The sequence below is a fragment of the Metabacillus sp. KJ11-3 genome, from assembly GCF_055808295.1.
On record NZ_CM147865.1, the window covers coordinates 3,476,035 to 3,499,201 of the forward strand.

General features: G+C 36.7%; 16 protein-coding genes, 2 pseudogenes and 2 riboswitches. Of the genes and pseudogenes, 2 read left to right on the forward strand and 16 right to left on the reverse strand.

Annotation, left to right across the window (positions count from 1 at the left end; genetic code table 11):
* Positions 1-93: 93 nt before the first annotated feature.
* The 3 genes from AC0L8O_RS17285 to AC0L8O_RS17295 all read right to left on the reverse strand — a co-directional run bounded on the left by AC0L8O_RS17285 (position 94) and on the right by AC0L8O_RS17295 (position 4,085).
* On the reverse strand, positions 94-1,299 hold the full coding sequence (locus AC0L8O_RS17285) for an acetate kinase (protein WP_473444063.1): 1,206 nt from the start codon (positions 1,297-1,299) through the stop codon (positions 94-96).
* Between the two features lie 138 nt (positions 1,300-1,437).
* The gene (locus tag AC0L8O_RS17290; protein WP_473444065.1) at positions 1,438-2,778 is read right to left on the reverse strand and encodes a 2-hydroxycarboxylate transporter family protein; all 1,341 of its coding nucleotides are present in this window, start codon (positions 2,776-2,778) and stop codon (positions 1,438-1,440) included.
* 257 nt (positions 2,779-3,035) lie between these two features.
* Complete coding sequence (locus AC0L8O_RS17295; protein WP_473444067.1) at positions 3,036-4,085, reverse strand: PTS sugar transporter subunit IIC; 1,050 nt, start codon at positions 4,083-4,085, stop codon at positions 3,036-3,038.
* A gap of 583 nt (positions 4,086-4,668) precedes the next feature.
* Here AC0L8O_RS17295 and AC0L8O_RS17300 point away from each other — a divergent pair.
* Entirely contained in the window at positions 4,669-5,580 is a 912-nt protein-coding gene (locus AC0L8O_RS17300) for a LysR family transcriptional regulator (protein ID WP_473444069.1), read from the forward strand.
* A gap of 597 nt (positions 5,581-6,177) precedes the next feature.
* On the opposite strand, the gene AC0L8O_RS17305 is transcribed toward AC0L8O_RS17300, so the two are convergent.
* From AC0L8O_RS17305 to zwf, 11 genes and pseudogenes are all read right to left on the reverse strand, one after another.
* Positions 6,178-6,483, reverse strand: coding sequence for an iron-sulfur cluster biosynthesis family protein (locus tag AC0L8O_RS17305; protein WP_473444071.1), 306 nt, complete (start codon positions 6,481-6,483; stop codon positions 6,178-6,180).
* Between the two features lie 28 nt (positions 6,484-6,511).
* Positions 6,512-7,389, reverse strand: a pseudogene (gene lipA / locus AC0L8O_RS17310) (lipoyl synthase).
* 143 nt (positions 7,390-7,532) lie between these two features.
* Positions 7,533-9,023, reverse strand: coding sequence for an aminomethyl-transferring glycine dehydrogenase subunit GcvPB (gene gcvPB, locus AC0L8O_RS17315; protein ID WP_473444073.1), 1,491 nt, complete (start codon positions 9,021-9,023; stop codon positions 7,533-7,535).
* Positions 9,016-10,317 carry an aminomethyl-transferring glycine dehydrogenase subunit GcvPA gene (gene gcvPA / locus AC0L8O_RS17320; RefSeq protein WP_473448985.1) on the reverse strand — a complete coding sequence of 434 codons (1,302 nt, stop codon included), beginning with the start codon at positions 10,315-10,317 and terminating at the stop codon, positions 9,016-9,018. Before gcvPA ends, gcvPB begins: the two co-directional genes overlap by 8 nt.
* 52 nt (positions 10,318-10,369) lie before the next feature.
* Complete coding sequence (gene gcvH / locus AC0L8O_RS17325) at positions 10,370-10,765, reverse strand: glycine cleavage system protein GcvH (protein ID WP_473444075.1); 396 nt, start codon at positions 10,763-10,765, stop codon at positions 10,370-10,372.
* An 80-nt stretch (positions 10,766-10,845) separates the two neighbouring features.
* On the reverse strand, positions 10,846-11,961 hold the full coding sequence (gene gcvT, locus AC0L8O_RS17330) for a glycine cleavage system aminomethyltransferase GcvT (RefSeq protein WP_473444078.1): 1,116 nt from the start codon (positions 11,959-11,961) through the stop codon (positions 10,846-10,848).
* Positions 11,962-11,975: 14 nt separating this feature from the next.
* Positions 11,976-12,857 (reverse strand): L-serine ammonia-lyase, iron-sulfur-dependent, subunit alpha, encoded by an 882-nt coding sequence (gene sdaAA, locus AC0L8O_RS17335; protein ID WP_473448986.1) that lies wholly within the window; start codon positions 12,855-12,857, stop codon positions 11,976-11,978.
* Positions 12,857-13,369, reverse strand: coding sequence for a serine dehydratase beta chain (locus AC0L8O_RS17340; RefSeq protein WP_473444080.1), 513 nt, complete (start codon positions 13,367-13,369; stop codon positions 12,857-12,859). Before AC0L8O_RS17340 ends, sdaAA begins: the two co-directional genes overlap by 1 nt.
* A gap of 15 nt (positions 13,370-13,384) precedes the next feature.
* Positions 13,385-14,634 (reverse strand): annotated as a pseudogene (glyA, locus tag AC0L8O_RS17345) (serine hydroxymethyltransferase).
* Between the two features lie 240 nt (positions 14,635-14,874).
* Positions 14,875-14,976: riboswitch (glycine riboswitch) on the reverse strand.
* A 350-nt stretch (positions 14,977-15,326) separates the two neighbouring features.
* Entirely contained in the window at positions 15,327-16,232 is a 906-nt protein-coding gene (gene gnd / locus AC0L8O_RS17350; protein ID WP_473444082.1) for a phosphogluconate dehydrogenase (NAD(+)-dependent, decarboxylating), read from the reverse strand.
* Positions 16,233-16,310: 78 nt separating this feature from the next.
* Complete coding sequence (gene zwf, locus AC0L8O_RS17355) at positions 16,311-17,819, reverse strand: glucose-6-phosphate dehydrogenase (protein ID WP_473448989.1); 1,509 nt, start codon at positions 17,817-17,819, stop codon at positions 16,311-16,313.
* Between the two features lie 499 nt (positions 17,820-18,318).
* Here zwf and AC0L8O_RS17360 point away from each other — a divergent pair, with 499 nt between their 5' ends.
* Positions 18,319-19,809 (forward strand): BCCT family transporter, encoded by a 1,491-nt coding sequence (locus AC0L8O_RS17360; RefSeq protein ID WP_473444084.1) that lies wholly within the window; start codon positions 18,319-18,321, stop codon positions 19,807-19,809.
* An 850-nt stretch (positions 19,810-20,659) separates the two neighbouring features.
* Positions 20,660-20,764: riboswitch (glycine riboswitch) on the reverse strand.
* A 31-nt stretch (positions 20,765-20,795) separates the two neighbouring features.
* Here AC0L8O_RS17360 and AC0L8O_RS17365 read toward each other — a convergent pair.
* A complete protein-coding gene (locus tag AC0L8O_RS17365) occupies positions 20,796-21,815 on the reverse strand; it encodes an NAD(P)/FAD-dependent oxidoreductase (protein ID WP_473444086.1) in 1,020 nt (339 codons plus the stop codon).
* Positions 21,816-21,972: 157 nt separating this feature from the next.
* Positions 21,973-23,133: an aromatic ring-hydroxylating oxygenase subunit alpha gene (locus AC0L8O_RS17370; RefSeq protein ID WP_473444088.1), complete on the reverse strand. Its 1,161-nt coding sequence runs from the start codon at positions 23,131-23,133 to the stop codon at positions 21,973-21,975.
* Positions 23,134-23,167 lie beyond the last annotated feature (34 nt).

Sequence of the window (23,167 nt, forward strand, 5' to 3'; positions counted from 1 at the left end):
TCTGTTATGTTTTTTTACTTTTTTTAATTGCATTTTCTTAAAACACCTTACTTCTAAAGAACGTTTTCAGTAGAAAACAAGTAATCTAGGTCCTTATATGACTAATTCATAGCTTTTTATCAATTGAACGACATCACGAGCAATCATCACTTCTTCATTTGTAGGAATAATGATTACCTTTACTGGAGAATATGGATAGCTAATAAACCTTTCTTCACCACGGACTTGATTCAGTGCAGGATCCCAATAAACACCCATAAATTCTAATCCACGTAACACACGAGAACGGATAATGTCACTGTTTTCTCCAATTCCAGCAGTAAAGATAATAGCATCTACTCCAGACATTTGTGCTGCATATGAACCAATATATTTATGAATTCTACTAGCGAATACTTCAAGAGCCGTTTCTGCACGGACATTTCCCTCTTTAGCGGCTTGTTCAATGTCACGAAGATCGCTTGATAATCCTGAAATTCCTAAAACACCACTCTTTTTATTTAATATATCTAATACTTCCAGTTCTGATTGACCTGTTTTTTCCATAATGAATGGAATTAATGCCGGATCAATGTTTCCTGAACGAGTTCCCATTGCAACACCTGCAAGTGGAGTAAAGCCCATTGAAGTATCAATAGATCTACCACCTTCAATTGCAGCTATACTCGCCCCATTTCCTAAGTGACAAGAAATCAATCGCAATTGTTCAATCGGACGTCCTAATAATTCTGCTGCTCTTTCAGATACATACTTATGTGAAGTACCATGAAATCCATATTTACGAATTCCATATTTTTCATAATATTCATAAGGTAAACTATATAAAAATGATCGTTCAGGCATTGTTTGATGGAAGGCCGTATCAAAAACTGCTACTGTATCTACCTTTGGTAATACTTCTTTGAATGCTTTAATTCCAACAATATTCGCCGGATTATGAAGTGGCGCTAAATCTGAAAGCTCCTCAATTTTCTGAAGTGTTTCATCTGTAATTAAAACAGAGTGGTGAAATCGCTCACCTCCGTGTACTATACGATGACCGATTCCTTCAATTTCATCTAAAGACTTGAGGATTCTAAAATCTGTTAGTTTGCTAAGGAGCATCTTAACAGCGGCCGCATGGTCTGGAATGTCTACTACTTCTTTTACCTTTTCTCCGTTCACTAAAATAGTGAATATTCCCTTTTCTAAGCCAATACGTTCTACTAACCCCGCCGTAAGTACTTCTTCACTAGGCATTTCAAATAATTGAAACTTTAGAGAAGAGCTCCCTGCATTAATTGCTATTATTTTTGACATGATATTTACTGCTCCTTTTCATCTAAACCATTTTTAAAATTCCCACCTTCATTAACATGGTTCAGCTATATCTAGAGATTAGACCAGGCTTTAATCCCTTGATTACTGTCAAAAACCTGGACTTGCTCTCCCTTCCTTTTAACTAAACAACTTCATTAAGATTGTTGCCATGATTACTGTAGCAGCACCACCAAGTCTTGTTGCTACTTGTGCAAACGGCATTAATGACATTCTGTTGGATGCAGACAAAATGGCTACGTCTCCTGTTCCTCCTAATCCGCTATGACACCCCGTTACAATCGCTGATTCAACCGGATGCATGTTTAAGAACTTACCAACAAAATAACCTGTCCCAACCATTGCAATGACAACAGACAGACAAACGGCCACATATGCAGGAGTTACTATTTTCACAACTTCCTCCAATGGAATAAACAGCATTCCCAAGCCAACCATAAGTGGCCAAGTTAAACCGGTAGAAACAAATTTATAAAGATGAAATGCACCCTGTTCCATTTTTGCCGGCATGAGCTGAAGACACTTAACCAATGTAGCAGCCACAATCATTAAAACTGGACCAGGAATACCTAAAAACATATGGGCAAATTGACCGAAGATGAAAAAGCCACAGGCAAGAAGTAAACCTGCACCCATTAACGAAAAATCAACAGGAGCATTGATATTTGTTTTCTCGTTGTTCATCTCTTTAACGCCATCTTTTGATTTGACTAATATGCCATTTCCGGTAAGCTCCGGCTTTCTTTCACCTAAATTTTTCATTAATCCCGCACATATAACTGCGACGATATTTCCGATAACTGCTGCAGGAATCATTTGAGATACATAGGTTTCGGCTGAACCACCTAAAATTTGCGAGTATGCTAGTGATAATGGAAGAATTCCTTCACCAACTCCTCCTCCAATAATTGGGACAATGATATAGAAAAAGGTATGCTTCATCTCATAACCAAATAGTGCTCCAACCGATATACCAACAACAATAGATGTTATAGTTCCGAGAACAAGCGGTATAAACATCTTTGAAAAACCTTGAATCAACACTCTACGATTCATTCCCAGGATACTTCCAGCTACTAAAACGGAAATATACAAATAAAGAAAGTTCGACGTTTTCATTAATGTTGTCACCGCTTCCATCGAAGCCGGATTAAAGAGGTTAAAAAATACAAGAATAGATGGGACTAGTAGAGCTAATATAGCAGGACCACCAATATCTTTTAAAATAGGAATCTTCATCCCCAAGTCCCCTAGTAAAATCCCAAGCACCATAATAACCGCAAATCCACCGATCATATCTGGAGGTAGTTGATTATAAACAGATGCACCATAAACAATTGCTGCTAATACTAAATAAAGTGGTAACGGGATAACCCCTACCTTTATTTGTTTAAACTTTGTTAGAAATCCCTTTTTTTCATCTTCATGTTGAAGCGTTTCCAATTTTCTTGCTGTTTCCATGAAGTTAATCCTCCTTTATTGTTTCTGTATGTAACTACAGAATAGTTGCACCTCTTCCCAAAAAGAAGTTTATGAAATTTATAATAGTGTTTTGACAATAAAAAAAGTAAGCAACAAAAAGTTGCTTACAAAAGTATTGTTCACTTATCCAGTTTCTAGGATAAATTTGATTGTGATTCTAAATAAGACAATTGTAATATCTATACAAGATAGAGGAACAAGATCAGCGGCTCATAAACAGAAGAGCCCTTTGTATGTTATCCTATAGAATTCTGTACCTGTGCCACATTCTCACTCTCTTTGAGAGTTTCTATATGACTTTTTTTATAGTAAGAGAACACTCTTGCACCTATAATACCTATAATAAAGCCACAAAGTGCACAAGTAAGAGTTATTATCACAACTTTTACCGGATCATTCCACCCAAAGAGCACAATTACAGCTGGAATTGGTGATGCTGTTCCTGGTGCATTATTTAACAGTCCAGACAAAGCTACTACAATTCCTGCGAGCCCTCCCCCTATGAAATTTGTAGTATAAATTGGAATAGGTTTTGACGAAATGATGTCTGCTTGAGTAAGTGGTTCAATCATTACTGATACAATACTTCCCTTGTCGCCAAATCCCAGCTTGTGAAATAACCAACCATTTGTAAATGATACAGCAAGTATTCCAAGACCTGCTATGGCCATCGGAAGTCCAGTTAAGCCAAGCATAGCCGTAAGCGCCATTGAACTTAATGGTGATGTTCCAATTACTGCAGCAATCCCTCCAAGTATAACACCCATAATAATAGGTGACTGGTTTGCTGCAACCGTTAAAATTTCTCCTATCTGTCCGAGTGTACTATTTACTAAAGGATCTATACCACTCGCAACCAATCTAACCGCCGGTGCAATAAATATGATAACAATTAAAAGATCTAACCCAGGTGTTACCCTTTTTTCGATATAAGGCAGTGTAAGACCAACAACATATCCTGCTATAAATCCCGGAAGTATACCGTACCCCCCGCACGCAAGTCCAACTAAAACAGCATATACTGGATTCACACCCATTTTTAGTGCCACCAGTGATGCAGCAGCCACTCCACTCATTGTCCCCGCAATTGTACCAAGGTCTCCTAAAAATTTAATACCTAGAATTTCTCCGCCTATATACAGTTGTATTGCCTCAACCAAAAAACTTGCAATAGCAGCTGCTGCCATCCCGCTCATAGCCTGCATACCCATTGGAGCTTTTAAACTAAATATTGTGAAGATAGTTAAGCAAATTAATAAAAGGCCAACACCTTGTAGAACGTCCATACAAACCCCTCCCATACATTATCTTGTAGTTCATAGACCTTAAAAAATCTTTTATTCTAGAAATTATTTCAAAAATACAATAACTGAATACCAGATTAATTAGTTAGTACCAACATTAAAGGATGCCGTTTTACAACGGATAAAATGTGTCTACAATTAAGGTTCTAAATCCTTCTTATTTAAATAATAGATAATGACCAATTTCGTGGAGCATAAACCTGCAAAAATACATTATTAAACTTATGAACAAGCATACTTCATTCCCTCCTTTAGCTATAATTCAAATGATTTTCACTTCACCCACCCTTAACTTTACATTGTTCGTTACATTACCTTACATATTTACGAATCCATTATTAAAAAATCTGATATATTATTGTTATCACTATACTAACCCCGTAAACCCCCTCTGTAAAGCGACTTAAAATGATAGATATAATCACATTAAGTGATAGGTTTATATAAACAAGATGCACAATTGATCAGTTCATTTCTTCTAATTAGAATATTTACCAGCTATAACTAGTTTTTTCTTTCAAAATTATTTATCTGAATAATTCAAAAATGATTGGAGCTGTTCAATATGGAAATAAAAGATATGCGAATTTTTGAAGCAGTAGCTGCTCATGGGAGTGTTAGTAAAGCCGCAAAAGAATTGAACTATGTTCAATCGCATGTTTCAGCAAGAATTAATTATCTTGAAACATCACTTCAAACATGCTTATTTCATCGTTATAGCCGCGGCATGATTTTAAATTCTGAAGGCAAGAAATTATTAAGCTACACAAAAAAAATCATTTCATCGATAGATGAAATGATAAAGGTTGTTCAAGATTCCAATAATCCTTCCGGTTCACTTGAAATCGGTACAGTCGAAACCGTCATTAAGCTTCCTAATGTATTATCGGTCTTTCTTAACAAATACCCGAATGTTGATTTATCTCTTGTAACGGGTGTAACGACTCAGCTTGTAAATGATATTCTCAACTACAGATTAGACGGTGCTTTTGTAACAGGATTTACTCCTCTTCCCAACGTGATGCAATATGAGGTTTTCCAAGAAGATTTAGTACTTATATCTAATAAAAAAATTAATTTCGATAGCTTTGACCGTGAACCCCTGTTAGTATTTAATTCGGGTTGTAGTTATCGAGAAAAGCTTATGGACTGGTTAACAGATCAGGGATTCACCTCTCCAAAAATTATGGAATTTGGCACTTTAGAAACCATTTTAGGCGGAGTTATATCCGGACTAGGTGTCAGTCTTGTTCCAAAATCGTCTGTCAGCCATTTGGAAGCCGATGGGCTAATACAATGTAATTCCATCCCTGAAAAATATAGTAAAATCAATACAGTTTTTATCCATCGGGCAGATGTCTATTTGACAAAATCAATAGAAAAATTCATTGAAACAATTACAAGTTTTAACAACCAAAGAGAAGATTCAGTTTCCAAATCGGTACTCTTTAAACTTGTATCTTCTCATTCTATTTAAAGAAGACAATTAAACTTATTTGTACTATTCCGAAATAGTACCTTTTAAAAATTAGGTTCCTAGAATTAACATACTCTATAATTGCTAAATTAAAAATGTACAAAAGTGATCGTTTAAGTATGCACATTTTGGAAACTAAACTGCATAATATTCTGGGGTGAATATTATGCATACACCAATCTGAATTTACTGAACCGTTCTTTAAATATCGGACTGAGTAGTACTTGACGAATGGCTTGTTGAACTACTCTATCCACTACTGTTGGTATTCCCAATTTGCACATCTTTCCATTTTCCTTTGAGATCTCAGAGTAGGCTTCGTTCACATTTTGATTACTTTAAATCTGTTCTAAAAGTTACGCCATCTTTTTGGACTTCGACTTGTATAAAAAAAAGAGTGCTGAAAATTCAGCAACTCCTTAAGGCAGTCCTTGAGGTAAAAAGTAGTTTTTATTACTTCTATCCACTTACGGAAAATTATTGCGTCCCGTATATGACGCTAAATGTTTATAGACACATTTTTATATTTGATATTCTATTGGAATTAATAGCATATCCTTTATATTAAAATTTTGTGTTCCCAGTATAAGTCTCTTGCTACTCAAATTCAATGGCACATGCACTTGAAGCAAAACTATCTCCAACAGAAAAATGGTGCTCTTCGGAATAACTAATCTGAGTTTCATTATCTAAATAACGCTTGGTAAATTGGTCTATTTGAATGGTAATTTCTCCATATTCAACGACAATATCGTTTCGTCGTGGCTCATCAAAAATTAGTGAGAATTTGACAGATAACCCACATCCACCAGCTACATCGGCGTCAATTCTAGGTGCGTGTTCTTTCTTCCATTCCATTTTTTGCAGCTTTTCTAATGCAGCTTCTGTTATGTTAATAACCATCAAACCCTCTCCTTTTCATTATTCATCGTTATCCATTTGCTCTCGCTGCTTTTACCTGTTCATCTGCATGATAGGAGGAGCGAACAAGTGGTCCTGCTTCACAATGACTAAAGCCTTTAGATAGCGCAATCTCTTTTAGCTCCTTGAACTCCTGTGGACTCCAATATTTTTGTACCTTTAAATGGTGTTTCGTTGGCTGTAAATATTGGCCAATCGTCATAATATCAACATCGTTCGTACGAAGATCATTCATCGTTTCAATAATGTCTGCTTTTGTCTCTCCCAGCCCCAGCATAATGCTTGATTTCGTTGGAATAGTTGAATTGATTTGTTTTGCACGCTTTAAAAATTCAAGAGAACGTTCATAGGTAGCACGTGCCCGAACTCTCGGTGTTAAATGCCTTACCGTTTCAATATTGTGGTTTAAAATATCCGGCTTTGCATTCATTAATATTTTCAAGTTGTTATATTCTCCATTCATATCGGATGGAAGGACTTCAATGCTGCAAAACGGATTGCACCTTCTCACAGCACGGACTGTTTCTGCAAAAACACTAGCTCCCCCGTCCTTTAAATCATCACGCGCTACAGCGGTAATAACAACATGCTTTAAACCCATTTGCTCCACCGATTCAGCCACACGTTCTGGCTCTTTCAAGTCCAGCTCTGTTGGTAATCCTGTTTGTACGGCACAAAAACGGCAAGCCCTAGTACAGATGCTTCCTAAAATCATAAACGTAGCTGTTTTGCGTATAGCCCAACATTCATGAATGTTGGGGCACTTCGCTTCTTCACAGACCGTATGAAGATTTTTTTCCCGCATCATTTTTTTAAGCCAGTGTATTGTTCATTCGTATTTAATTTGATTTTTAGCCAATCCGGCTTCCGTATATGATTCACAGTCATATTTTACACTCCTATAATAACTACCAGCCATGCTAACATTTGAACGATAAAATCGTGTTGTTTCAATAGCAGCATTACATTAAATATCCACTATTTCTATTCAGTATTTCAAAGGGATTTAACCCACGAAAAAATGATCTTATTTATACATTGACAAATTCTTTTTCACGTTCAGCTACTTCTTCTTTTGTATAACGTAAAATTGGTTGTCTTGCTGCTTGAACTTCATCCAATCGACCTATAACCGTTGTATGTGGTGCTTCTAGAACAATATTAGGGTTTTCTTCCACTTCTTTTGCAATTTGAATCATCACATCTGCAAAAGCATCCATTGTTTCTTTTGACTCCGTTTCTGTCGGTTCAATCATTAAACACTCTTCCACATTAAGTGGGAAATAAATGGTTGGCGGGTGGTAACCAAAATCAAGGAGACGTTTAGCAATGTCTAACGTTCTCACGCCAAGTTTTTTCTGTCTTGAGCCAGAAAGGACAAATTCATGTTTACACACTTGTAAGTACGGTGCCTCAAAATATGGCTCTAGCTTTTTACGAAGGTAATTCGCATGGAGTACAGCTCCTTCAGATACTTGACGCAGCCCTTCAGGACCCATCGTACGAATATACGTGAAGGCACGTACCAAAATGCCAAAATTTCCATAGTAACCTTTTACACGTCCAATTGATAGTGGTTGATTGGAGTTAAAAATATACTGATCACCGTCTCTTTCAATACGCGGTAATGGTAAGTAAGGAATGAGTTTCTTTTTAACACCAACAGGACCAGCACCAGGACCTCCACCACCATGAGGGGTAGTAAATGTCTTATGAAGATTTAAATGAACGATATCAAAGCCCATTATACCTGGTGTTGTTTTACCTAAGATCGCATTGGCATTTGCACCATCATAGTAAAGTAATCCCCCTGCTTCATGAACAACTTTAGCAATTTCAACAATCTCTTTTTCGAATAACCCAAGTGTATTTGGATTTGTTAACATCAATGCAGCTGTATCATTGTCAACATGTTTCTTTAATTCATCTAAATCAACTAAACCATCTTTATTTGAGGGAATTGTAACTGTCTTAAAACCAGCAACGTTAGCACTAGCAGGGTTCGTACCATGTGCTGAATCAGGGACGAGCACCTTTGTTCTCTTTTCCCCTTTATTTTCCAGATAGGCTTTCACCATCATTAATCCGGTCCATTCTCCTTGAGCACCTGCAGAAGGCTGTAATGTTACAGCATCCATTCCTGTGATCACAGCTAATTCTTCTTGTAAATTGTAAAGCAACTGTAACGCACCTTGTACTGTTTCAACAGGCTGATAAGGATGAATTCGACTGAACCCTTCTAACCTTGCAACATCTTCGTTTATTTTCGGATTATATTTCATCGTACAAGAACCAAGTGGGTAAAACCCATTATCAATCCCATGGTTTTTATTTGATAGTGCTGTATAATGACGGACAAGTTGAAGCTCTGATACCTCTGGGAGTTCGGCTGGTGTATCACGGATTAGATGCTTTGGTAGTCTATCTTCTAAATTAATTCGAGCAACATCACTTTCTGGAAGGCTTGCACCAACACGACCAGGTCGACTGATTTCAAAAATCATTTCATTATATTCAACCATAAATAACCGCCTCCAAAACCTTTACAAATTGATCAATCTCTTCTTTTGTTCGCTGCTCTGTAACTGCTATGAGCATCTGGTTTTTAAAGCCATAATCATTTTCTAAATTAAATCCACCAATAATCCCCTGCTTTAGTAGCTTTTGATTCAATTCTTTTATTGAACACGGAAGTTCAACAATAAATTCATTAAAAAATGGTGACTGATTTTTAATCACAAAGCCTTTTTCCTGTAAGGATTTTGCCATATAATCGGCCTTTTCAAAATTTAGCTGCGCCATTTGTCGAATTCCTTGTTTCCCGAGTGCAGTCATACAGATGGAAGATGCTAGGGCGTTTAACGCTTGATTCGAACAAATATTTGATGATGCTTTATCCCGACGAATATGTTGCTCACGTGCCTGAAGTGTTAACACAAACCCACGCTTACCTTGCTCATCTGTTGTTTGTCCTACAATCCGTCCTGGGATTTTCCGCATTAATTTTTTATTGACGGCAAAATAACCACAGTGCGGCCCTCCAAATGACATAGGAATACCTAATGGCTGCATGTCACCGATGACGATGTCTGCTCCAAGCTTTCCAGGGGCTTGTAAAAGAGCTAGTGCAAGCGGATTAGCACTAACGATAAAAAGTGCCCCATTTGATTTAGCAATATCCTTTATTATTGCTAGATCTTCAATTGATCCAAAAAAGTTGGGATATTGAACAATCACAGCTGCTGTATCCTTATCTATTTGTGCTTTTAAATCTTGTAAATCTGTAGTTTCATTGCTTAGATTCACTTCTTGAAAAGTGAATTCTGGACCAGCTGCTACAGTTCTTAAAATCGCTCTTGACTCTGGATGGACTGATTTAGATATAAGCACTTTTGACCGCTTTGTAGAAGAAACAGCAAGTGATGCTGCTTCTGCAAGAGAGGTGAACCCGTCATACATAGATGAATTTGCTACATCCATGCCTGTTAATTCACAAACCATTGTTTGGAATTCAAAAATAGCCTGTAATTCACCCTGACTAATTTCTGGCTGATAAGGTGTATAAGCGGTATAAAATTCTGAACGTGAAATCATATGATTAACAACACTCGGAATATAATGATCATATGTACCAGCACCTAAAAATGTAGAATAAGCATTTGCATGTTTATTCTTTGAGGCGAGTTGATGCATTTTTTTTATCAGAAGAGGTTCTGGATCTGCCTCTGGAATATTCAAGTCTGCCTCTAGCTGAATGTTAGCTGGAATGTCTTGAAACAATTCATCGATAGAATTGACGTTTAAAAATGATAGCATTTCCTCTTGATCTTGTTTCGTATCTGGAAGATATCGATAAGTAGCCGTCACTTTATTCCTCTCCTTCATTAATAAATGATTGGTACTCTTCTTCGTTTAGAAGGGCTTTTAGTTCTTCTGTATTTGATAATTCTACTTCCACTAACCATCCTGCTTCATAAGGATCATTATTTATTGTTTCAGGTTCATCCTCAAGCTCTTCGTTCACCCGAACAACCTTCCCAGATACTGGGGCAAATAATTCAGAAACTGCTTTTACCGACTCGATCGTTCCCATTGTTTCTTCAACTGTTACTTCATCACCAAGTTGTGGACCTTCAATAAATACAATATCTCCAAGCTGTTTTTGTGCATAATCAGAAATGCCAATTCGGACACGGTTTTCACCTAAATCTACTACCCATTCATGTTCTTTGCTATATAGTAAGTTTGCTAGTTTATTTGTCATATTTATCCCTCTTTCTCCTTTACTATTTTTCTCTTGATAGAAGGGAAGGGAGAAGTCTTTCCTCCATCCCATCTTTGAAATTACATTTCCTTTTTATAGAAGGGTGTTGAGACAACTACAGCATCGACTGCATTATTACGGATTTGAACTTTAAGTTTTGTTCCTACTTCGGCGCATTTCGTAGATACTAATGCTAAACCTAAACTTTTCTTTAATGTTGGTGAGTAGGTTCCTGACGTAATAAACCCAACATTCTCTTCCCATGGTGTAGATACTTTGTAACCATGCCTAGGGATTCCTTTCCCTGTTATTTCAATTCCGACAATTTTACGATTGAGCCCGATTGCTTTTTCTTTGGTAAGTGCTGATTTACCGATAAAATCACTTTCCTTGTTTGTTTTGACGGCAAAACCAATTCCTGCTTCAAGTGGATTGATGTCTTTTGTAAGCTCTTGTCCATATAGAGCAAGACATGCTTCAAAGCGTAGCGTGTCACGTGCACCAAGTCCACATGGCTTTAGTAATCCATCTTCTTCTCCTATTTTCAACAATTTCTCCCACAGATCTTTTGCTTTGTCCGATGCTAAATAAAGTTCAAAGCCATCTTCTCCTGTGTACCCTGTACGGGATACGAGAACTTCTGTTATACCATCTAGATTAACGCCCTGTTCAAATCGGAAGAAACCAATGGTTGATAAATCTATATCCGTTAACTTTTGCAAAATGCTTTCTGACTTTGGACCTTGAATGGCAAGCTGAGCTACATCACCTGAAATATTTGTAATATTTACCTCTCCTGTAGCATGCTGTTCCATCCAATTTACATCTCTCTCAATGTTTGATGCGTTAATAACAAGGAGAAACTTTTCATTTTTCAACTTATAAACAATTAAGTCATCGACGGTCCCACCGTCTGGATAACACATCGCAGTATATTGCGCCTGATTGGTGTGAAGCTTTGTCATATCATTTGTGACTAGAGTGTTTATAAAACTTTCTGCATCCTTCCCTTCAATTAACACCTCTCCCATGTGAGAAACATCAAAAAGCCCTGCTTTTGTTCGAACAACCTGATGCTCTTCCAAAATACTTGAATATTGGACTGGTAATGCCCATCCTCCAAAATTAATCACCTTTGCACCATAATTTTTATATATGTCAAATAGCAGTGTTCTTTTTAATAATGTTGTTTCCATTCTTACACCTCCACTTACGTTTTTTTACAAAATAATCTATCTTTTACTTGAGTACCTGTTTCTGTTGTTGCTAGCCCACCAAGTGCGGTTTCCCTTAAGGTTCGTGGCATTTCTTTTCCAATATTATACATGGCCTCAATGACCTCATCGCAGGGGATCCGGCTTTCGACACCAGCAAGAGATAAATCTGCCGCTGAAAAGGCGATTGATGTTCCAATGACATTTCGTTTAATACAAGGTACTTCAACAAGTCCTGCAACAGGATCACATACTAAGCCTAGTAGTGATTTCAAGGCAATAGCAGTCGCGTTTACGGCTTGTTCCGGAGTGCCTCCTTTCATCTCGACGATTGTTCCAGCAGCCATAGCTGTTGCAGATCCTACTTCTGCTTGACAGCCTCCTGCTGCTCCTGAAATAAAGGAGCGATTTGCAATGACGTAACCTAGCATGCTTGCCGTAAACAAACCCGTAACTAGCTCTTTATTAGAATAGTGATCATTTTTCTTCAGTGAAAACAATACACCAGGTAAGATTCCAGCTGCTCCCGCAGTCGGAGTCGCAACAATTACTCCCATTCGCGCATTGCTTTCAGATGTTGCTAATGAATAAGTCATTGCATCGCTAATATAGTTTCCCGAAAGTGATTTACCTTGTGTCGAATACTCATACATTTTCACAGCATCACCGCCAGAAATACCACTTGGTGCAGCTGAGCGATCTTTTACACCGTTGTCAACGGCTTCCTTCATTTTTATTAAACGCTCTTCCATCATTCGGAAAATGGTTTCTTTCTCTTTTCCGGACTTTTCCATCTCCAACATCAACATCATTTCACCTATGGTTTTTTGTTCACTCTGACAAGTAACAATCAACTCTTTCATGGACTGAATGTTCATTAAAGTAACCCCGGGTACACTTTCCTGCATTGTTGAAACTCTTTGATAAGGGCTGCGTGGTCATCATCTGTGCTTAGTCGAATATCAACCATCTCTTCGTTGATCATAAAGATTTTTGATATACCGCCCCCAAGTGATACACCACCAACCTTTACAACGCAATGATCACGCTTCGCTATTACAACCGTTGTATTTGGATGGGGAAAATAGTCGCAGTGAACTTCAAATTCCAACTCGTACTTTACCCCATTCTTTTCTGCTAATTCTAATGATTGTTTAATACGCAAATCATCTGTTCTTAGCCCAATCAAGCCACCAATCAATGCTTTATCAGTTCCATGACCTTGATAGGTTTCAGCAAAGGAATCGTAAAAAATAATCTTAGCCTCTTCTGGACATCCACCTACCAACTCATGAATAAATTTCCCTATTGATACCACTCCTGCTGTATGAGAGCTTGAGGGGCCTACCATGATTGGACCAATAATGTCAAAACAACTCTGAAATTCCATGATGTTCACACTCCTCTAAACATGAATTGGTTGTTGAAACAAAGGATACGTCCCGCAAATAACTTTCGTTGTTTCTCTTGCTTTTTCTAGGACAGCTATTTCCCCTTTACTCTTTAAAACTTCAGCGATTATTTCACCAATTTTCACCATCTCTTCCCATTGCATTCCACGAGTTGTTAGTGCAGCAGTCCCCATACGAATGCCGCTAGTCACAAACGGGCTCTCTGGATCGTATGGAATCGTGTTTTTATTAGCTGTAATACCTGCTTCTTCCAATAATTTTTCAGCTTCTTTACCGGTTAAGCCCCATGGGCGAACATCTAATAGGACAATATGGTTATCTGTACCTTCAGAAACAAGTGTTGCTCCTTCATTTTTTAATGTTTCACTTAGAATTTTTGCATTAATAATTACTTGCTTGGCATAAGTGTTAAAGCTGGGCTGAAGCGCTTCATTAAAGGCAACTGCTTTAGCTGCAATGATGTGCATCAGTGGTCCACCCTGAATACCTGGGAAAACAGCCTTATTCACAGCTCTTATGATTTCTTCATCATTTGTTAAAATAATCCCACCGCGCGGTCCTCTCAAGGTTTTGTGTGTCGTGCTTGTTACGACATCTGCATATGGAATTGGTGATGGATGAAGACCCGCAGCAACAAGTCCTGCAATATGCGCCATGTCGACCATAAATTTCGCCCCAACTTGATCAGCAATGTTTTTAAAGCGTTTAAAGTCAATCGTTCTTGGATAAGCACTTGCCCCTGCAATAATTAACTTTGGTTTCTCTTTTTTCGCAATGTTTTCTACTTCATCATAATCAATCAAGTGAGTATCTTCTCTTACACCGTAGGACACAATGTCAAACCATTTACCCGATATGCTGACAGGACTTCCATGTGTTAAGTGACCACCATGGGAAAGATCCATTCCCATCACTTTATCTCCTGGCGTTAGCAATGCGTAAAAAACAGCTAAATTAGCTTGTGCACCCGAGTGCGCTGAACATTCGCATATTTAGCCCCAAATAATTTCGTTAGACGCTGAATCGCTACTTGCTCGGCTACGTCAACAAACTCGCACCCGCCATAATAGCGCTTTTCTGGATAACCTTCTGCATACTTATTTGTCATGATGCTTCCCATTGCTTCTAAGACATCTTCGCTAACAAAGTTTTCTGATGCAATTAACTCTAGCGTTTGATGCTGGCGGCTCTTCTCCTGCTCAATCACTTCAAAAATGATAGAATCTTTTTTTTGCAAACCCATATTTTTTTCCTCCTTGAAGACAGATCAGTTTTCTTTAAAAGTCAGCTACTAGTCTTCTTTTCTAAAAAAACTGTTTAACATAGGATGCTTCACTACCTTTTTGTACACAAAAAGGACAGAAAGGGGTAGTGTAGCGTCAGCTCCCCTTCTCTGTCCTTTTACCTGAGAGTTTAAACTCTATCATTCTTAGAGTCTTCCCCTTTGGTGGCGTCATAACCATATACGCGCTCTCCAGAGTTGCGTCCAGTTGTAGTTCCATCTACCTGAGAGATTTATTCCAAGGGTATTTTTGGAACTTGCTCCTTCGGTGGCGTGTTTCTTGCACTCTCCCACAACTGTCATCCGCTCTTATTCACTTACTAATATATTGTAATCTCCATTTGGAAATTTAAACCAGTGCTAGAAAAACCTTAGCAACCGCTACATTTGAGAACTCAGGATGTAGATCGATAACGAAATGCTCATTTGGTATTTACATACAGACGGCTCCACTTTTTATGGAAAGCATTTGAATGTTTTCTTGGCTTACCTTCCCCTTAATCATAATAGAATAATTAAATAATAATTTAATGGCTTAATAGTATAATACTGTTTCTTTTCAATCATGTATAACGGTTAAAAATGATACTAGCTATCATTATTTAAAATATAAAGTTTCACTCAATTCCTATCCAGCTAATTACCTCTTCAACTCATTGATTCTCTCTACTATTTTCTACAGCATGCCCACCAAATTCCGAACGGAGAGCAGCTACGACTTTTCCAGTAAAGGTGTCTTCTTCAAGTGAACGATAGCGCATTAGTAAAGATAATGCGATGATAGGTGTCGCCGTTTGGAGATCGAGAGCCGTTTCAACTGTCCATTTCCCTTCTCCTGAAGAGTTCATAATACCTTTAATATCTTCTAATTTGGAATCTTTTGAAAAAGCACGTTCCATTAACTCCATAAGCCATGAACGAATAACTGAACCATGATTCCACACTTTTGCTACATTCTCATAATCATAATTGAATTCACTTTTTTCTAAGACTTCAAATCCTTCTCCAATGGCTGCCATCATTCCATATTCAATCCCGTTATGAACCATTTTTAAAAAGTGTCCACTACCAGCTTCCCCGGCATACAAATAACCATCTCTTACTGCTGTATCTCGGAAGATAGCTTTAACATATTCCCAAGTATCCTTATCACCACCAACCATATAACAAGCTCCATTTCGTGCTCCTTCCATTCCTCCGGAAGTCCCAACGTCCATGTAGCTAATTCCGTATTCTCTTAGTTGGTTATATCGTAGAATTGTTTTTTTATAATGGGAATTTCCTGCATCAATCACAATATCACCATTATCCAGTAATGGGATAAGTTCATTTATGATCGAATCAACAACTGAATGAGGGACCATTAACCATAGAACCCTTGGCTGTGGTAATAAATTCACTAATTCAGTTAAATTCGATGCACCTCTAACTCCATATTTCCCCATTTCTTCAACAACCTGTTGATCTAAATCAAAGGCTTTAACTTTATAATGATGATCGATTAAGTTTTTTGATAAGTTTATTCCCATTTTACCTAATCCAATTAAGCCAATCTCCATCCAGATGCTCCTCTCTATACTTCGTACTCATTCATCATTCATTTCCATGCAATATGGTGTTTTAACCTTATGAAACTATTAAATCCATTCAAACCCATCTGCCTCTAATAAAGAATCTGCGGCATCTGGTCCCATTGAACCTGAGTCATAATGATGAAGTGGAACAAGGTTCTCTTTAAATGCCTCCAATACTGGCTGTACCCATCTCCATGTTAATTCTACTTCATCCCAATGAACAAAAAATTTCGATTCACCTCTTAAGGCATCAAATAACAAAAGCTCATATGCTTCAGGTCCATTAGCTACTTTAGAAGAAAAATCAATATGGATTGGTTCCGTTGAATTTGTTAATGGGTTTTTCATATTTATTTTTAAACTAACCTTTTCCTCAGGATTCACTGTAATTACTACCTGTATAGGAACGATCATTTTCTCTTTAAATACTTCTAAACTCTTTAATTCTTCTTTGAACTTAATCACAATTCTCGTTGATTTTTCTTTCATTCTTTTACCAGTTCGAATATAAAAAGGTACTCCAGTCCAGGTACAATTATCAATCCACATACGGGCTGCAACAAAAGTATCATTGTCTGAAGTACGGCTAACTCCTAACTCTTCCCTGTAACCAACAACCTTACGATTATGAATTTCTCCTGGACCATATTGTGCACGAATAATATTGTTTTCGACTTCGAGTTTTTGTAGAGGTCTTAGTGATTCAATAATTTTTCTTTTTTCATTTACGATTACATCGGCATCTACATTATTTGGGATATTCATAGATGTCATCATTAAAAGTTGCATTAGATGATTTTGAACCATATCACGTATTGCTCCCGCTTGATCATAGTACCCTGCACGTTCCTCCACTCCAACTGTTTCACTAGCAGTAATTTGAACATTTGCAACATAGTTACTATTCCAAAGTTCTCGGAATAAAGAATCTTTAAAGTCATAAGATTCCAAGTTTTGAACCATCGGCTTACCAAGATAATGATCAATACGATAAATCTCTTCTTCGTTAAACTCATGAACTAATTTATTATTTAGCTCTTGCGCTGTTTTTAGATCATGTCCAAAAGGTTTTTCAATAATAAGTCTTCTCCAGCCCTTAGTAGAACCAAATCCAGTCTTATTTAGGTTTCTTGCAATGTCTTCAAAATATTCAGGTGAAACAGACAAGTAAAACAATCGATTCTCAGGAATACCAAACTGCTCCTCTTGAGTTTTTACAGTTTCAAACAATTTGGTATATCCCTCACATTCAGTTACATCAAGACTTTGATATGAGAAGTAGCTAAGAAATTCAGATAATTTTTCACCATCGATATTTGATACTCTAGAATACTCATAAATTGAATTTTTTACATGCATTTGGAATGAATAATCAGATAGTTTCTTTTTCCCTACACCAATAACAGAAATACAATGAGGTAAACGATTAACTAGATAAAGTTGATATAATGCCGGAAATATCTTCCTTTTGGCTAAATCCCCTGTTGCTCCAAACAATATAAAGCTTACAGGCTCTAACCTTAATTTTGTATTAGAGTTATACCCTTTAGTGTTAAAAACCTGTGAGATCATTACCTCATTCATTTTTTCTCCTCCTCTTTGGTAAACATTAACTCAATCGTTCGATAAATAAAGTATAAAATCTGCAAATATAAAATATAAGTACGCACTTTATTATCATCTAGTATTGAAAAGTATACTTGAAGGATTATTTATCATTCATGACATCACTTCATACTTCTTTCAATTTGATATTTAGTAAGAAGAAACTTTTCCCGCTAAAATATTCCGTTACATTTCCTACCAAATCTATTGTGTAAAACCTCTAATCTAATATAAAAATGTACTTAACTATTTCATATAAATATACAAGGAGTTGACGTTATGCTTTCCAACTATTTAATTGATTTTTAGTTATTAGGTTACCTCAAAGAATATGCACATAAAGTCTTGACCAGGAGTACTAGCACCTATTCACCTCAATGATGCTTGTCATCGAATGTAATATATTTATTTTCCACAACAAAAAATGAAATTGGCGATAGAATCTAAACGAAAAGGAGAGATATGGATGAAAACCAAGCATTTATATTTAAACAGCTTATTTTTTATTTCGATCTTACTAACTTGCATATTTATTATTTGGGGAATTTTTTTCACTGAAAATATGAACAACATTACGTCAGTATTATTTGAAGCTACTGTTTCAAACTTGGGATGGATTTATGTTGCTGGAGCATTTTTCTTTGTCATATTTTCCTTTTATCTAATGTTCTCAAAGTATGGTAAAATCCGACTCGGTAAGGAAACTGATAGACCTGAATTTTCAACAAGCTCTTGGCTAGCGATGTTATTTGGCGCAGGTACAGGAATAGGAATTATTTATTATGGTGTTGCCGAACCAGTGCAACATTACACCTCCCCACCTAATGGAGAAGGATATAGCGCAGCTGCAGCTGAAACAGCTATGGAATATTCATTTTTTCATTGGGGGTTACATCCTTGGGGAATATATGCTGTAATAGGGTTGGCCTTTGCGTTCTTTCAATTTAAAAGAGGGCTACCTGCTTCCGTTAGTTCTGCCTTTTATCCCATCTTAAAAGAAAAAATTTACGGACCAATAGGAAAGATAGTTGATATTCTCGCTATTATTGCAACTGTATTTGGTGTTGCAACATCCTTAGGTCTAGGAACTATGCAAATCACCGCTGGTCTAAACCATTTATTCAATATACCGGATACGCTAACCGTTCAGCTAACTGTTATTGGTGTGGCCACTATGCTTTATATGATATCAATAAGTACCGGAATAGGCCGTGGGATTAAAATCCTATCGAATACTGCGCTACTATTATCTATAGCAATTATGGGGATTATTATCGTTGTAGGACCCACCACCTCTATATTTAATGTTTTGATAGATTCAACAGGCGGTTATATTAGCAATTGGCTTAATATGAGTTTAGGATTAGAGCCATTCGGAGACGCTTCGTGGTTACATGGTTGGACGCTCTTTTACTGGGCATGGTGGATTGCTTGGGCACCTTTTGTCGGCTTATTTATTGCTAGAATCTCTAAGGGGAGAACGATTAGTGAATTTATCTTTGGAGTATTAATTGTCCCAACTCTCGGAACATTTTTATGGTTTTCTGTTTTCGGAGGATCAGCATTACATATTATTCACAACTTAGGAAACACAGAGCTAGCCACAGCTGTCACTTCTAATCTTTCATTATCTATTTTTAACTTCTTTGAGTATTTACCATTTCCTTTACTTTTAAGTGTTTTAGGTTTTTCCGTTATAGCCGTGTATTATATTACAGTAGCTGATACAGCTACCTATGTTCTGGGGATGCTCTCAGAAAGAGGGAGATTAACACCATCTAATAGCGTTAAGGTAACATGGGGGGTTATACAAGCTCTGGTTGCTACAGTATTACTAATAGCAGGGGGATTAGAGGTACTACAACGTTTTTCTATTGTAGTAGCATTCCCATTCGCAATTATCATGTTTCTAATGTGTTGGTCCTTGCTAATAGAATTAAAAAAGAAGTTAATATGACTATAAATAAGTATTCCTTGTTAAAAGATCAAACAGAGGAACATGTTAGGCCCATGTCGAATTCAGAAACTAAAACAGGAACTAATTCTTAGTAGCCATTATGTTTATTAAATCCCTATATGTAAGTGGAATTGAATCATTTTATACTCTCACAATATGAATACCCCTTTCTAAACACGAAGAATCTTTTAATAACTATATTAATAAAACTCTTCCCTTGGACTCGTCAAGACGTTTCCAAGTTTTTTTGAATTCCTATTTTTTAATGTTATTGCTTTCACCTTACCAATTTATCCTTGTCTAGAAGAATTATTTTTCTTTTCTCCTCAGGAAGTCAATACCATTCCTCCTCATAATGTTCTGGTTAGCTAATCATTGTCTCAAGGTTGCTCACTTTTCCCTTTACTTTGAGACTTAACAAAAAACCAACAAGGAATAAGTGTTGCACTACTCCTTGTTGGTAACATTGGTCTAATCTCTATTTTTTAAAATACAAGTTTCACTATCTTATATAAAGTTAGTGGTAATAGTCCTAATGCAATAACAAGTAACAATAGGTGTGTAAATTGCAAAGTTCCTTGGCGTAGCCCTTGGATAAAAAGAAAAATCCACAGAATACTTAAGCATATTTGTAAGGCCATTTCGATAAATATTTAATCCACCACCTAAATGTTTGCTTTATTTTAGGAAATTAGTTGAGATTAATATTGATATTTTTCAAACTGTACCCAATTCTTTTATATTGAAACAGTCTCATTTTTTTCTTATCCATCTCAACATTGAACACATAGTATAGGCTGCCTGAGACACTACTAATAATATAGAAAAAGAACAGAGAGGGGTGCTATGTGATCCCTTCTCTGTCCTTTTACCTGAGAGATTTGTTTCAAATATATTGAAACTTACTCATTCAGTGGCAATGTATAAATCTACAACACTCTCCTATAAAATATAACTGACCAAGAAGGTAAAGACTTCCATTTTAACTAATTCGTAACGGCAACACTCTTTTTTTCAAAATTCATTGAAGAACTATGTCCTGGTTGAACTTTTGCTTTTGGGTCAATATATGCTTTAGCATTATTTACTGCAGTAGGTGCTTCCCCAAAGCCACTGGCAATGAGCTTCACCTTACCATCATAGGTACAAATATCACCGGCAGCATAGATTCCTTCAATATTTGTTTCCATTCTAGAATTAACAACGATTGAGTTTTTTTCAATTTCAAGACCCCACTCTTTAATTGGTCCAAGAGAAGATACAAAACCAAAGTTGACAATTAGCTCATCAATCGAAATAGTTTCTGTCCCTGCTCCCTTTACTGCTTCTAGGACCACTTCATTAATTCTCTCTTCACCAATTAACTGAGTTGGAACATATGGAGTTAACACTTCAACGTTTGACTTCTTTAGCAATTCAACACTATGTTCATGTGCACGAAATTTATCACGTCTGTGAGTCAGAAATACTTTCTCAGCAATTGGTTCTAGCATGAGCGCCCAGTCAACTGCTGAATCTCCGCCACCAGCAACCATAACACGTTTCCCCGCAAACTTATTGATATCCCCTACAAAATAATGTAAGTTCGTGGTCTCATATTTTTCAGCTTCTTCAAGTTCAAGTTTACGCGGTTGAAAAGCTCCATTTCCTGCTGTAATGATGATTGCCTTCGTATAATGGATATCTTGGTTTGTCGTAATTTTAAACGAACCGTCCATATCCTTTTCAACAGATTCTACTTTCTGTTCAAGAGCAATCGTTGGTTCGAATTTTGCCATTTGATCCTTTAAATTATTGACCAAATCCTGTGCAAGAATTTTAGGAAATCCTGCTACATCATATATATATTTATCGGGATATAAAGCAGCTAGCTGACCTCCCAATTGTGGTAGACTCTCTATTATTTTCACACTACATTGGCGCATTCCCCCATAAAAGGCAGTAAATAAACCGATTGGACCGCCTCCAATGATCGTGATATCAAATACCTCTCTATTTTGAGACATATCATTCTCTCCTTTTGAACTTTAAATCTTATATAATAGAAGAAATTAGACACTACAATTTTTATAAAAGGGAAGGACGTTACCACCATGTCAACGCCCTATCATTTGGAAAATTCAGATTTTTCCATGAAGTATAATTGCTTGAAAGCTATATTATTTAATTTGCAATTTGACTAGTTGATAATCCAATTGATTCTAAAACATAATCATAAAAGCGAGAAACATGATGCTCAATCGGTACCAAAATTCCTCCATTTTGGTAGGCTCTTGACCCCATATTTTCTTGACACCATTGACACGCTTCGAAGTCTTGTTCATTTACTCGATGAAATAATTCAACAGCATCTGCAGAATCAAAATCTGCTTTAGCCATTTCTTCTGGATCAAATAACCAATCACAAATAACAATTGATCTTTCAGCATTGATCGGAATAATGCGATGAATGATGACATGATCTGGTGTTAAATTAATAAATACATGTGGATTTATTGTCATTCCGTAGTATAAACGATCATCCTCAGGTAATAACCCTTTTAACATTGGACGATTGCCTTTTCCACTAATCGAGAATGCTTCAATATTTTCACTAAAACTTGCTCCTGATCCGGTTTCATTCTGTGTACCAACTCCACTACGGAATTGAGGAAATGATGACGTTAGTTCTGGATGAATAGCTGAGCAATGATAGCATTCTTGAAAGTTTTCTACTATTATTTTCCAATTAGCTCTCACGTCATACTCTTTACGATGGGCAACTCTTAAGTTCTGAATTTGGTATCTAGCTAATGTGTCAACCTCACCAAAACGCTCAATAATTTGTGGATCTAATTGTTGTTCAAGAGGTAGTGGATCTTCTGATAAATTTAACCAAATCAGTCCATGCCATGTTTGGACATTCACTTTCTCTAAACCATAGCTTTCATTATTAACTAACTCTTCACGGCATTCACTTGATTTTGGAACCCCCGCTAATCTACCATCAAGTCCATAGCTCCATGAATGGTAAGGGCAACGAATAATTCCAGTTTTCCCTGAAGAATCACTACAAAGTGTAGCACCACGATGACGACATACATTCAAGAAGCCACGAAGCACATGATCTTTTCCTCTAACAATTAATATATTTTCACCTTCAACCTTTAGTGTGATATATTGACCAGGTTCAGTTACGTCATATTCATAGCCAACAAAAAGCCAGTGTTTTGCAAAGATATGTTTTCTTTCTAATTCAAAAATCACAGGAGATGTATACAATTCGCCTCTTAATGTAGATTTAATTTTTCCACTGCCATTTACAACATTTTCTTCGATTATCATTTTTCCTTTCTCCCTTCAAACATCTTAAATATCA

What these genes read in the sequence shown, in the direction of transcription:
- AC0L8O_RS17285 (WP_473444063.1), bottom strand. Translation starts at nt 1,299, where the DNA reads ATGTCAAAAATAATAGCAATTAATGCAGGGAGCTCTTCTCTAAAGTTT.
- AC0L8O_RS17290 (WP_473444065.1), bottom strand. Translation starts at nt 2,778, where the DNA reads ATGGAAACAGCAAGAAAATTGGAAACGCTTCAACATGAAGATGAAAAA.
- AC0L8O_RS17295 (WP_473444067.1), bottom strand. Translation starts at nt 4,085, where the DNA reads ATGGACGTTCTACAAGGTGTTGGCCTTTTATTAATTTGCTTAACTATC.
- AC0L8O_RS17300 (WP_473444069.1), top strand. Translation starts at nt 4,669, where the DNA reads ATGGAAATAAAAGATATGCGAATTTTTGAAGCAGTAGCTGCTCATGGG.
- AC0L8O_RS17305 (WP_473444071.1), bottom strand. Translation starts at nt 6,483, where the DNA reads ATGGTTATTAACATAACAGAAGCTGCATTAGAAAAGCTGCAAAAAATG.
- gcvPB (WP_473444073.1), bottom strand. Translation starts at nt 9,023, where the DNA reads ATGGTTGAATATAATGAAATGATTTTTGAAATCAGTCGACCTGGTCGT.
- gcvPA (WP_473448985.1), bottom strand. Translation starts at nt 10,317, where the DNA reads ATGCTATCATTTTTAAACGTCAATTCTATCGATGAATTGTTTCAAGAC.
- gcvH (WP_473444075.1), bottom strand. Translation starts at nt 10,765, where the DNA reads ATGACAAATAAACTAGCAAACTTACTATATAGCAAAGAACATGAATGG.
- gcvT (WP_473444078.1), bottom strand. Translation starts at nt 11,961, where the DNA reads ATGGAAACAACATTATTAAAAAGAACACTGCTATTTGACATATATAAA.
- sdaAA (WP_473448986.1), bottom strand. Translation starts at nt 12,857, where the DNA reads ATGAACATTCAGTCCATGAAAGAGTTGATTGTTACTTGTCAGAGTGAA.
- AC0L8O_RS17340 (WP_473444080.1), bottom strand. Translation starts at nt 13,369, where the DNA reads ATGGAATTTCAGAGTTGTTTTGACATTATTGGTCCAATCATGGTAGGC.
- gnd (WP_473444082.1), bottom strand. Translation starts at nt 16,232, where the DNA reads ATGGAGATTGGCTTAATTGGATTAGGTAAAATGGGAATAAACTTATCA.
- zwf (WP_473448989.1), bottom strand. Translation starts at nt 17,819, where the DNA reads ATGATCTCACAGGTTTTTAACACTAAAGGGTATAACTCTAATACAAAA.
- AC0L8O_RS17360 (WP_473444084.1), top strand. Translation starts at nt 18,319, where the DNA reads ATGAAAACCAAGCATTTATATTTAAACAGCTTATTTTTTATTTCGATC.
- AC0L8O_RS17365 (WP_473444086.1), bottom strand. Translation starts at nt 21,815, where the DNA reads ATGTCTCAAAATAGAGAGGTATTTGATATCACGATCATTGGAGGCGGT.
- AC0L8O_RS17370 (WP_473444088.1), bottom strand. Translation starts at nt 23,133, where the DNA reads ATGATAATCGAAGAAAATGTTGTAAATGGCAGTGGAAAAATTAAATCT.